Annotated in this window: 11 protein-coding genes and 1 pseudogene; 4 read left to right on the plus strand and 8 right to left on the minus strand. The window is 39.4% G+C overall.

Annotated features, from left to right (window positions below; translation table 11 throughout):
- Positions 1 to 148: 148 nt before the first annotated feature.
- Positions 149 to 370, plus strand: a pseudogene (locus tag VQ643_RS15645) (integrase core domain-containing protein); the annotation flags it as partial.
- Positions 371 to 410: 40 nt separating this feature from the next.
- Here the strand turns inward: VQ643_RS15645 and VQ643_RS15650 are convergent.
- From VQ643_RS15650 to ytfE, 6 genes are all read right to left on the minus strand, one after another.
- Positions 411 to 1409: a hypothetical protein gene (locus tag VQ643_RS15650; protein WP_414201333.1), complete on the minus strand. Its 999-nt coding sequence runs from the start codon at positions 1407 to 1409 to the stop codon at positions 411 to 413.
- Positions 1410 to 1976: 567 nt separating this feature from the next.
- Positions 1977 to 2534 carry an SCO family protein gene (locus VQ643_RS15655; protein ID WP_414201335.1) on the minus strand — a complete coding sequence of 186 codons (558 nt, stop codon included), beginning with the start codon at positions 2532 to 2534 and terminating at the stop codon, positions 1977 to 1979.
- A gap of 19 nt (positions 2535 to 2553) precedes the next feature.
- A complete protein-coding gene (locus VQ643_RS15660; protein WP_414201337.1) occupies positions 2554 to 3327 on the minus strand; it encodes a formylglycine-generating enzyme family protein in 774 nt (257 codons plus the stop codon).
- 2 nt (positions 3328 to 3329) lie between these two features.
- On the minus strand, positions 3330 to 4742 hold the full coding sequence (gene nirK / locus VQ643_RS15665) for a copper-containing nitrite reductase (RefSeq protein ID WP_414201339.1): 1413 nt from the start codon (positions 4740 to 4742) through the stop codon (positions 3330 to 3332).
- 222 nt (positions 4743 to 4964) lie between these two features.
- Positions 4965 to 7217 carry a nitric-oxide reductase large subunit gene (locus tag VQ643_RS15670; protein ID WP_414201341.1) on the minus strand — a complete coding sequence of 751 codons (2253 nt, stop codon included), beginning with the start codon at positions 7215 to 7217 and terminating at the stop codon, positions 4965 to 4967.
- A gap of 1 nt (position 7218) precedes the next feature.
- Positions 7219 to 7896 carry an iron-sulfur cluster repair protein YtfE gene (ytfE, locus tag VQ643_RS15675; protein WP_414201343.1) on the minus strand — a complete coding sequence of 226 codons (678 nt, stop codon included), beginning with the start codon at positions 7894 to 7896 and terminating at the stop codon, positions 7219 to 7221.
- A 133-nt stretch (positions 7897 to 8029) separates the two neighbouring features.
- Between ytfE and norR the strand changes: the two genes are divergently transcribed.
- Both norR and VQ643_RS15685 read left to right on the plus strand, forming a co-directional pair.
- Positions 8030 to 9568, plus strand: a complete 1539-nt coding sequence (norR, locus tag VQ643_RS15680) for a nitric oxide reductase transcriptional regulator NorR (protein WP_414201345.1) — start codon at positions 8030 to 8032, stop codon at positions 9566 to 9568.
- 115 nt (positions 9569 to 9683) lie between these two features.
- Positions 9684 to 10595, plus strand: a complete 912-nt coding sequence (locus tag VQ643_RS15685) for a hypothetical protein (protein WP_414201347.1) — start codon at positions 9684 to 9686, stop codon at positions 10593 to 10595.
- Here VQ643_RS15685 and VQ643_RS15690 read toward each other — a convergent pair.
- Positions 10552 to 10689 carry a helix-turn-helix domain-containing protein gene (locus VQ643_RS15690; protein WP_414201349.1) on the minus strand — a complete coding sequence of 46 codons (138 nt, stop codon included), beginning with the start codon at positions 10687 to 10689 and terminating at the stop codon, positions 10552 to 10554. The two genes, VQ643_RS15685 and VQ643_RS15690, sit on opposite strands and share 44 nt — an antisense overlap.
- Positions 10690 to 10899: 210 nt before the next feature.
- Between VQ643_RS15690 and VQ643_RS15695 the strand changes: the two genes are divergently transcribed.
- Positions 10900 to 11124 (plus strand): hypothetical protein, encoded by a 225-nt coding sequence (locus VQ643_RS15695; protein WP_414201351.1) that lies wholly within the window; start codon positions 10900 to 10902, stop codon positions 11122 to 11124.
- A gap of 134 nt (positions 11125 to 11258) precedes the next feature.
- On the opposite strand, the gene VQ643_RS15700 is transcribed toward VQ643_RS15695, so the two are convergent.
- Positions 11259 to 11403, minus strand: a 145-nt coding sequence (locus VQ643_RS15700; RefSeq protein WP_414201353.1) for an integrase core domain-containing protein, incomplete at its 5' end; no start/stop codon positions are given.

The raw sequence follows: 11403 nt of genomic DNA on the forward strand, positions 1-11403 counted from the left end.
TTTAGTTCTACTGCTGTCTATACAAATCTATGTTACGAATTCAATTCTTGTATCAAAGCTTGTATCATAGATAAAAATTGAACAGAGTGATAAAAGGCATCCTAGCTTAATAAAGAGAAGGCCTCTAACTGAAACTGTTTTAGTAAATGCAGCAAAACACAATATTAGGATTGAACATATTCAACCAGAGAATCCGCAACAGAATGTTTACGTTGAACGTTATAATTGTACAATTCGTTATAGTTGGCTCGATAAGCATTTATTTGACGCATTGGAATAAGTGCAAGATTATGCCGCTGAGTGGTTGTGGTATTACAATTATAAAAGACCACATCAAGCGAATAAAGGTAAACCACCACTGGCCGCTTAACTGCTACTTTTAATTTCAGTTATTAATGGGAGGATTACCATTATCGAACAACTCTAAACTTACCATTAATATAAGCAAAGTAATGAACAATAGCTCTACCATTATATTGTAGAATAGGGGAGCTATGACTATTATTTGATAATGTAACCAATCGGCCATTCTCGTATAGTATTGGCTCAAAGCTAGAAAAATCCAATTCTTTCACTTCTACATTATCAAAAAAATCCTGATTATAATTGAGTTGTAAAAAGAAATCTTCTTCATCCTCTGTAGAAACTTCCATTAGACGGTTGCCCATCATATTTTCATAAGCAGAAATCGCTAATAAATCTTTAAAAGCTTTTCCATCCTTGTTTTTTAGCGTTGTCCATAGCTCTAAATAAGCCTCTTCTAGCTGCTGACGGTTATTAGGGATATCATCATAAGCTGGTGCTTTCACCCATAACCACTCAGGCACATTGGTTGCGGTAAAATCACGAGTTAATAGATAAAGTCCTGTGATGTCTTTGCGGAATCCTGAATTAATATGACTTTTTTCTTTTTTTAATGAAATGGAAAGAGAGATTGGATCATTATAATCATATGATTCTTCGTCTAAAACTAATTTTCCATTCTCATCTAAAGAAGCTGTTACTTTAGCAACGATACTAGAGACCCTTTCGAAAGGTTTATCATCATAGAGTTTAAATGTTGTCACTTCCAAGGCCACAGAACAATAACTATCTAGTCTAGGGAACTGATTTTTCTTTTCTTCTGTATATGTATTTCGTGTCTCTCTATCAATCCAATTCCATGAAGCCACATTTATACCAAACCTGTTTTTTCCCGATTGTACCCATTCATTAATACCAAAAGTACTTTGAGAAATACCTGCTATAGCTCCTTTATTACTAATAATGATTACATCATTAACAATTGGCTCACACAACATTCCTCTACTCTCCATAATTAGAGAATAATCTACTTTAGGGAGTATTATTTGTGCATGATTATAGTCAGCATAACGCTGCGGGCTTTTTGCATATGAATGTATATTCATTGTCGTGATTCCTATAAAAATAAAATAAAAGAATTTCTTGTACATAGTAATATCTATTTCCTTATTTTAACGTTGCAGAAAGCATTTTGTATTCAGGTATTTTAACATAAATAAGCTGTTTACCGCTACCATCTAGTTTTTTATCTTATAAATAGCTAAAATATTAATATTTCTAAGTTATCTATGCTGTAAAAAATTGATTTTTAAATAATGCACTACAATACTAGCGATATAAATTTCTAGTTGTATTGAAGATATTCAGTCTAATTATTTTTGATTCTTAATTTTAATGCTTGTTTTCTACTCATTCTAACTTGCTAAGAAATAAGCTGTACAAAAATATAGGTTGAAATAAATAGACTTTTCATTTTAGCCAGCTTTGACGATTTTTTAATGAGGTCATGTATATTAGTGTCCCCTGAATACACAAGGCTTGTTAAAAGCATATAAGAGGTAGTGGTTAATATGATTTTTTCATATAACAATTCGATATTTGAATGTGCGGATAGTTAACAGTGAAATTATTTAAGCAGCGAGTTTTTCAAGGTAAACTCGCTGCTTTTGTTTTTATTGTGCTTTACGTAGTGTTTGTAACATAGTAGGTACTTCATCTTCTACACCACGTAATGTTGCTAGGATTACTCCGTTTTTATCTAGTAAGGTTAGGGTGCTGGCATGATCTACACTACCATCCGCTTGAATTTTATATTTCATACCAATGACGTTGGCAAAGGTGCGCACTTGGGCGTCTGTGCCACGAAGCAGTGTCCAGTTATCGCCTAAATCAAATTGTTTGGCATAAGCTTGTAATACTTCAGGTGTATCAGTTTCTGGCGTAAAACTAATTAAGGTAAAACCAATACTTTGCTTTTCTTCTGCAGTCAGTTGTTTCTCCAGTGTTTTCATTGAGTGAACAATCACTGGACAGGCATGATGGCAGTGGGTATAAATCATGGCAACCACTTGGCGCTTGCCTTGTAATTGCTTGAGTTGGAACGGCTGTTCAGTGGCGGTGTGCCATTCGTTATCCAGTTGATAAATAGAGTTTTCAGGTAAGACTTCAGCAGAGGCTATAAGTGCTGCAACACATAGAGGCATAGCAGCGAACATATGACGTAATTTCATGGCTATTTTCCTTCGTAAGTTACTGAGCGCAGCGAAAGCCGAGCTGAGCTAGGGCGTAAGGTGCTTGTAAACTAGCGCGAAATCCATAGCGCATAAAGGCGGCATAATCACTGGGATCAGCCGCACCTGCAGCGCCTGAACCGCAAAACATTTGTTGATTCAAACTACTGTCAGATCGTGATTCTCCTGTAACCAATGCGCTATTAAAGTCATAGGTCCATTCCCAAATTAAGCCGTGAAGGTCGTATAACCCCCAGTAATTTGCAGGGTTTTGCGCTACGTTAGCGAGTGGTTTAGTTGCAGAAGTAGCGTACCAGTCTAAGATGCGTTGGGTATAACCTGCTTCTTGACTGCCTTGTATTTGGCTTTCTGAAGCTTGGGCAACATATTCCCATTGTGCTACCGTGGGTAGCTGCTTGCCTTGAGCTTCACAATAGGCTTGGGCTGCAAACCAAGAAACATAGGTAACAGGCTTGTCTAAGTCCTCCATTTTTGGCACATATTGCTGATCAATAATTTGCCAGTGTTTGAGATAGCTAGCTTCTGAGAAAAGTGGACTGACAGCTTGTTTTTCCCAGCCTTTATGTTGGATGACAAATGCATAGTATTGCGCGTTGGTAACAGGTTTTTTATCAATTTTAAAAGCGTCTACTTCTGTCATAGGGCTAGTTTCTGACAGATATAAAGGGCGATAAATACCTTGTTCAATGCTAACCATGCCGTTATCAGCTGCTATTACCACAGATGCTGGCAATAGCAGTGACGTTAGCCCCATTAACCAAAAAGGGCGCATTGTTAAGGTTTGCTCCGTTCTACTTTTACTTGCTCTGGCGTTACTTCTTTGCCGTTGTTATCCCAGTTATTTAAAACATAGGTAAGTACGTTGGCTACTTGTTCATCATTTAAGGCAACGGCTGGCATTAAGCTATTAAACTCTTGGCCATTTACAATGAGTTTTCCGCTTAGCCCATGAGTAACAGCACGTATGCCTCGTGTAATGTCAGCATTTAAGTAGTCTGATTTTGCCAGTGGTGGAAAGGCTCTTGGTATGCCTTCACCATTAGCTTGGTGGCAAGCCATACAGTTAGCTTCGTAGAGTGTTTTTCCTAAACGCACGCGCTCATCTTTGTTGGCAGCTGTTACTTCTTTAGCAGGTGGAGCTGAGATGCTTTGAATAGCTGAGCCTTCAGGTAGGTAAACAACGTCACGTTGTTTACCAGAGTAAACAGCTGGGTTTTCTGCACCATTTACTTTTAAAGTGCCCAAAGCGCCTTTATTAAAGGCACGGAAAATAGAGTGATCAACAATGGTAAAACTACCAGGAACTTCTGTTTTAAACTCAACCATACTGGCACCGCCAGCAGGTATTAGAGTGGTTTGTACGTTATGGTTAATTAAATTGCCGCCTTCAACAGCAACGCGATCGAAAATTTCACCAATGACATGGAATGAGGAAACAAGGTTAGGGCCGCCATTACCAACATAAAGGCGCACAGTTTCACCTGTATTAGCTGTTAACGATTTTTCACCAGTCATGGCGCCTACATGGCCGTTAAACACAACATAGTCTGGCTGTTCTTTAATGGCTTTGGACATATCAAATGGCTGAAAGCCTTGCTCGCCATATTCGCCACGGGTATAGAAATCGCCCTGCATTATATAGTATTCACGATCAACTTTAGGTAACCCTTCTTTAGGTTCAACTAATACTAAACCATACATGCCATTGGCAATATGCATGCCTACAGGTGCTACAGCACAGTGATAAACATAAAGGCCAGGGTTGAGGGCTTTAAAGCTAAAGGTTGAGGTGTGACCAGGTGCGGTAAATGAAGCTTCTGCGCCACCGCCAGGGCCTGTCACAGCGTGCATATCAATATTATGCGGCATTTTAGAATCAGGATGATTAGAAAGGTGAAACTCCACTTCATCACCTTCGCGAATACGTACAAATTGTCCAGGCACATCGCCGCCAAATGTCCAGTACATATAATCTACACCGTCGGCCATTGGCATTACTTTTTCGATGGTTTCCATGTTAATCACAACTTTAGCGCTGTAATTGCGATTGACAGGAGGAGGAACATTGGGTGCCTGTGTTAATACGGCTTTAATTACAGGCAAGGATTCAGCCGCATGAGCACCTAAGGTCATAAAGCTCATAAAACCTATAGCTGAAGTTAGCAAGCATGCTTTAAATGTTTTCATCGCTATATCTCACGGTTTGTTGATATTAAAAGCATAAGAAATTAATTAATTATCAATTTGATAGTCATCAATTTTTATGTGCTTATTTCATACAAAATAAACACTATTCATGCACCGCAAGTGCTATTGAAACAGAGTACCTTTAATGCTTTTACACGCCATTTTCAGGTCGGTTGCTATGGCCTCCCTTAGCTCATTTGATTAACTAAGGGAGGTTTCCACTTAATTTTTAGCGCTAATACTTGTGTTACCTTTAAATACACCAATGACGACTTGCCATGCTGTGGCTAAAGCACCAATGATAAAGACTACATCACCAAAGGTACGAACCCACCGCAATGTCTGTAAAAGGTCTTGCTGCATAAAGCTTTCACTGCGTGCCAACCATAGTCCCTCACTAACGCTGGCATGAAATTGAATAATTCCAATAGGTAGTAAGCTAGTAGCTATCATCAGAACCAGCCCAGCGTTTAACCACCAGAATGCTGTTTTCATTAAGCGGTTATTAAATTGCATAGAGGGACGTATGTAGCGCAATACCAACAAGGTAAAGCCTAAGGCTAAAAATCCATATACGCCAAATAGGGCTGCATGTGAGTGTACTGCTGTAGTATTTAAGCCTTGTATGTAATACAGCGAAATAGGTGGATTAATCATAAAGCCAAATACACCAGCGCCTAGCATGTTCCAGAAGGCAACGGCCACAAAGTACATAAGAGGCCACTTGATATTTTCCATCCAAGGCGCACGAGTTTTTAAGCGCCAATTTTCCCAAGCTTCATAGCCTAAAAGAATCAGTGGAACAACTTCTAATGCGCTAAAACTTGCACCTACAGCCATAACAGGTGTGGTAGTGCCAGCAAAGTACATATGGTGGAATGTGCCAGGTACGCCGCCTAACATAAACAGTGAGGCAGATGCTAGGCTAGCCACAGTCGCCATACGCTTAGATACTAGTCCCATGCTTGAAAAGATAAAGGCTAGTGCAGTAGTAGCAAAGACTTCGAAGAAACCTTCGACCCACAAATGAACTACCCACCAACGCCAGTATTCCATGACAGAAAGATGGGTTCTTTCGCCATAGAACAAACCAGCACCATAAAATAAGCCAATAGCAATCACTGAAGCTGACAGCAAGGCTAGTAGATTTTTATCGCCAGGGTTGCGCAAGGCAGGAAGGATGCCGCGCAACATAAGTACAAGCCAAAATACAATGCCTAGGAATTTACCAATTTGCCATAGACGGCCTAGGTCAACATATTCATAACCTTGATGACCTAACCAGAAATTTAACTCAGGAGGAATAATCTGAGCGATAGCAAGGTAATTACCAATAAAGGAGCCGGCTACCACCACGACTAAAGCCCAAAAAAGAACATCAACTCCGAGTTTTTGGAATTTAGGATCTTTACCGCCATTAACAATCGGGGCTAGAAAGAGTCCCATCGCCAAGAAACCACTAGCGATCCAAAATAATGCGCTTTGTAAGTGCCAAGTGCGTAGAAGCGAGTAGGGAAACCATTGCGATAAGGGAATACCGTAAAAATCTTGGCCTTCAACAGTATAGTGAGCAACGGCGCCACCAAGAAATACTTGAAATAAGAACAAAGCAACAATTAGCAAGAGGTATTTGCCTAAGCCTTTTTGAGAAGGGGTAAGCGCAACAAGGGTGATAGGGTCTTGTTTCGGCGCTTCTGGTTCTTGCTCATCTTCTTTACGTAAGAATGCCCAAGCCCAAACCAAAAAGCCAATACCAGCCAGCAACAAGACAATACTAACTAATGACCAAATAATATTTTCAGCACTTGGTTTGTTATCAATTAGGGGTTCATGTGGCCAGTTATTAGTGTAGCTAACATTTTGCTCAGGTCTATCTGTTGCCGCTACCCAAGCAGTCCAAAAGAAAAAGCGTGACAATTGCTCACGTCGCTTGGCATCAGGTAAAGTATTTTCCTTCATGGCAAAGCTTTTGCGACTTTCTTGCATTTCTGGCGCATTACTAAACAACGCATCATAATAAGCCGCAGTAGTTTCCATTGCTTGAATACGTCTATCACTTAATACCAAACGGTTATCTTGCGTTTGATTTTTACGATATTCACGCTTTAGCTGTTGGCGTAATAAGGCTTGGTTATCCTCATCAAGTTTAGTGTAAGCTTGCCCATATTTATCCTGAGCGGCTAGTTCAAGCCACGTAGTTAACTCACGATGCAACCAATCTGCCGTCCAGTCAGGTGCTTGATAAGCACCGTGCCCCCAAACAGAACCTAGCTGCATGCCCCCTACGCTTTGCCATGCTGTTTGTCCATCTAAAATATCCTCAGCTGTAAATAGTGATTGCCCTTGTTCTGAAACAACCACTTCAGGAATCGGAGGCGCTTGGCGGTAAATCTCGCGTCCAAACCAGCCTAATACACAAAACGTAACACCTAAGACAGCTATTAGTGTCCACCAGAGCTTCTTGTAGTTTCCCATGTTAAACCTCCAGTCCTAAGGCTTTAGGAAAGAGCAGATTATTTTCTAAATGAATGTGCTGCATTAAATCTACTTTTAATTCATTAAGTCCTAAATACAACGCTTTCCATGTGCTGCAAGCATCTGCAGGTGGTTGCATACCATGGGTGAGCATCTTCAGTTGCTCTAACACCTCGCCATGTTGTTTATGTTCAAATCGCATAACCTGAATCGGCCCACCCGCTTTATTTCCTTGTCCCCGATTAATCATCGGAAATAAAATCATTTCCTCTTTCTGCATATGTTTGTCTAAATCATCTAGCATTTGAGTAAGCAATTGACTTAGATGCTTAGGGCATTCCTCTCGATTTTTATGTACCTGCTCAACACGCTCAGCAAGACGAATTAACTCAGGCAATTGTGTTCGGTGTACAGCATGATAACGCAGCAAAATATGCTCAATTAATTGCTCATTAGAGGCTAAATTCCAATCGTTACTTGCTGAGTATGCTTCTGCTTGTAAGTTAGCAAGCTGGCTTGCTATTTGCTCAGGATCTAAGCCTTGTTCTGTTGCAGCTTGGCGCAAGCTTTTATGGCCAGCACAGCAAAAATCAAGGTTCAACGCATGGAAAATTTGAGTAGCCTGTGGAATTTGGGTAGCTATAGATCCTAAGGAGTTATCAAGTAAAAGGGCGGGCATATGAGTTTCCTTGTGCTTTATTTTACATAAGTAAAGCAAGCAGCATGCCAATCTACCTAGTGATAAGAATCAAGGGGGCTATTAGTAGAAAGGTATAATCTACCTTGCAACTATCTGGTCGGAACTACCCTTTATGGTATATTTTACCTCATTGTATCATCAGCTTTATACCGATTTAGCCTTAGAGCTGGAACCAGCCGTTCGTATGCAGCGCTTAGTGAATTTATTGCAAGCGCAGTTTGCTGGTAGCGCTGTTGTATTGTTGCAACTAGATGGTGAATATCTACGTCCTAAAGCGGCAGTAGGATTACCACATGAAGTACTAGGGCGTAGTTTTGTGGTACAGCATCATCCACGCCTTGCAGAAATTCTTAAACAAAGTACAGCAGTGCAGTTTGCTCATGAAAGTACACTACCAGATCCTTATGACGGTTTATTACAAGAAAACCCTACTCAGCCTTTGCCAGTGCATGATTGTGTTGGTATTAGCCTTTATTGTGCAGGGCGTTGTTGGGGCGTACTCACCTTAGACGCATTACCTCCCACCCGTTTTAGCCTTGAAGTATTAACGTTATTAGAAGAAATTAAGCCTTTAATTGAGGTTGTACTGCGCATCTGCAAGCTGGAAAGTGAGTTATCCAGCATGCGCTTAGCCTGGCGCGAAAACATTAATCATACGGAAGAAACAACAGGTGGTATTTTGGGCGAAAGTGCCGCCATCAAGCACTTACTTAATGAGCTTAGTGTTGTTGCAGAGTCAGACCTTCCCGTACTTTTACAGGGTGAAACAGGGGTAGGTAAAGAACTCTTCGCTCGCTGGTTACATAGCCATTCGCAACGTAAAGACAAAGCACTTATTTATGTTAACTGCGCTGCGCTACCTGAAGCGCTTGCTGAAAGCGAATTATTTGGTCATGTAAAAGGGGCTTTTTCTGGGGCCGTTAACCATCGTCAAGGACGTTTTGAGGCAGCCCATAATGGTACTTTATTTTTAGACGAAATAGGAGAGCTACCACTATCTATACAGGCAAAATTATTGCGTGCTTTACAAAATGGTGAAGTACAACGCCTAGGCGAAGATCAGCCGCATTATGTCAACGTACGCTTAATTACAGCAACAAATAGACAGTTAAGTGATGAAGTAAAAGCAGGCAACTTTCGTGCAGACTTATATCACCGGCTGTCGGTCTATCCAGTGGCTATTCCAGCATTACGTGATAGAGCGCATGATATCCTATTATTGGCAGGGCATTTTTTAGAAATTAATAGAGCACGTTTAGGCTTGCGCTGTTTACGCTTAACAACGCAAGCCCAGCAAGCATTGCAGAGCTACACTTGGCCAGGTAATGTACGTGAACTTGAGCATGTTATTAGTCGTGCAGCATTAAAGGCATTTAGCCGAGCGGGCTCACGTACTGAAATGTTAAGTATAGAGACACAGTGGTTAGATCTTGACTTGACCTTACCGAATGGTGCAATAAATAAAATAGCTACCCTAGAGTCTAATTACAGCTATACTCAAGAATCATTTAAAAACGCTGTAGAAAATTATCAACGTAAACTTATTAGTGCTGCCTTATCTGAACATAAGGGCAACTGGGCAAGCGCTGCGCGTGCTTTAGCACTGGACCCAAGTAATCTACGAAAATTAGCGAAACGATTGCAAATTTAAGATCTACAAGGAGGTAGTCAATATCATGTTTATCAGAATAAAATGCATTTTAAATTAAAAGTGCAATGATAAAATAGATAGTTTTTATAATATACTTTAAGCAAAGGTATCAAGGATGAGTTTTTTAGCTAAAAAAGAATTAGATGATGATTCAGTTGTAAAGTATTTATCTTGTGGTGAAATAGAAAACTGTGAAAGTTTTGAATTTAATGATAATGTTGTTTATTCTGATTTAAATAACTTACAATTAATATGTTCTACTTATAAAGGAATAGGTACAGGGTTAGATATTGATAGAACTTTTTATTTACTGGTTACTTCTTGTGGAGGGTTGGCTGCAATACTTTTTATACTTATCAATAAAAGTAATTGGTCTCAACATATTCTTGAGCTTGGAATGGGACTATGTTTGTTCATACCTTGGCTTGTATGTTATTTAAAATATAGAACTCAGTTTTTATGCGACACAATACTATTCAAAAGATCGGAAGGTCAAATAATATTTTCGGATAAAAATGAAATAATTCAGGCTAAATACACTAATATTTTGTTTACATTAGAAACAAATATTTATAATCCATTTCAATACTCAATTTATGGTTATATTTTGGAAAATGGCGGAAAAATTAAATGTAGTTTTATGCTGGGCGAATGCTCACGAAAAATAGAAGAAGTAAAAGCTTATTGGAATGCAATAAATAGGTACATGACACAGCCTGATGAAGTTGTAACAGAGTTATTAAACGGAGTGGAAATTAATTACCCTATTATTACTGATCGTGAAACATTTAGGTTTTCTATATTATATGTGCTCCGAGATTGCTTTAAAATGAAGCGCTTAAAATGGATTTTGTTTTTATTTTATCTGTTTTGGGGATGCTCGAGAAAAATTGCAATGTCTTTTAGAAAGCAACCTATTATGCTGCAAGAGATTGAGCAGTATGAAGATAAACAACAGCTTAAATATAATACAGAAAAAATGTCTAAAATAACATGGAAGACGTTCCATAATAAGGAGAAGGCCTGAGCAGCCTAGCAATTTCGCGCAGACTCAGTTCTTGTAGTAGGCCTATTCTGATCCTAATTCGTTCATCAAGGCTAAGTTCTGTTATACCTACCACATTGGTCAGGTGTCGCAGTCAGAATTTGAGCCCTCCGTGCTTCGGATGGAAGCTACAGCCTCGGTTCAGTTTCAGATGTTCTATTGAGGTATTGACTGAAGTTATGCAAAAAGAACAGTCGATGAGTAATACTGGGCCATCATCAATTCATCAAATGTGCTGCACTTAGATCTTAAATCCGCCGGGAAAAGCGCTTGCGGAACTGCCTTAATGTTAGGCGAGTTCGGGTTGGTTACAGTATTTACAACACCTTGGACAGTTCTAATATTCATAACTATTGGTATTTTGGAGAATATTTATTTAACCATGGAAGATGACAAATTAAAAGTTTGGTTGCAAAGAATGTACTGGGCATCTGAACAAAATAAATTCGTACCTTATAGAAATATGGAAGAAGAAATGGCAAGCTTAAAATTAATCACAGAGCATGCATAATGAATAAGTTTTTCTATATTTTATGCTTAATAACGAATTCTTGCTTGGCAGTTTCGTTTTCGGAGTTAGAGTTTAATGAAAATGAAAAGTCATATTGTAATCCCCCCATTTTCCACAGTGCTCATCTGTAGAATTTAAGCTGCCTGTAATAGCTGCCTTGGCGGTACTCCTCCGATAGCAGTGTGAGGGCGTTCGTTGTTATACGTCCAAAGCCATTGTGTAGCAAGTTCTTGAGCCTGTTCAATGCTGTCAAAGATGTTTAAATCTAACCATTCATGA

The organism is Pseudomonas sp. F1_0610, assembly GCF_047470865.1.
Classification (GTDB): Bacteria; Pseudomonadota; Gammaproteobacteria; order Pseudomonadales; family Pseudomonadaceae; genus JAZDRH01.

Coding starts and splice junctions, on each gene's coding strand:
- VQ643_RS15650 (WP_414201333.1), bottom strand. CDS start 1,409: ATGAATATACATTCATATGCAAAAAGCCCGCAGCGTTATGCTGACTAT.
- VQ643_RS15655 (WP_414201335.1), bottom strand. CDS start 2,534: ATGAAATTACGTCATATGTTCGCTGCTATGCCTCTATGTGTTGCAGCA.
- VQ643_RS15660 (WP_414201337.1), bottom strand. CDS start 3,327: ATGCGCCCTTTTTGGTTAATGGGGCTAACGTCACTGCTATTGCCAGCA.
- nirK (WP_414201339.1), bottom strand. CDS start 4,742: ATGAAAACATTTAAAGCATGCTTGCTAACTTCAGCTATAGGTTTTATG.
- VQ643_RS15670 (WP_414201341.1), bottom strand. CDS start 7,217: ATGGGAAACTACAAGAAGCTCTGGTGGACACTAATAGCTGTCTTAGGT.
- ytfE (WP_414201343.1), bottom strand. CDS start 7,896: ATGCCCGCCCTTTTACTTGATAACTCCTTAGGATCTATAGCTACCCAA.
- norR (WP_414201345.1), top strand. CDS start 8,030: ATGGTATATTTTACCTCATTGTATCATCAGCTTTATACCGATTTAGCC.
- VQ643_RS15685 (WP_414201347.1), top strand. CDS start 9,684: ATGAGTTTTTTAGCTAAAAAAGAATTAGATGATGATTCAGTTGTAAAG.
- VQ643_RS15695 (WP_414201351.1), top strand. CDS start 10,900: ATGTTAGGCGAGTTCGGGTTGGTTACAGTATTTACAACACCTTGGACA.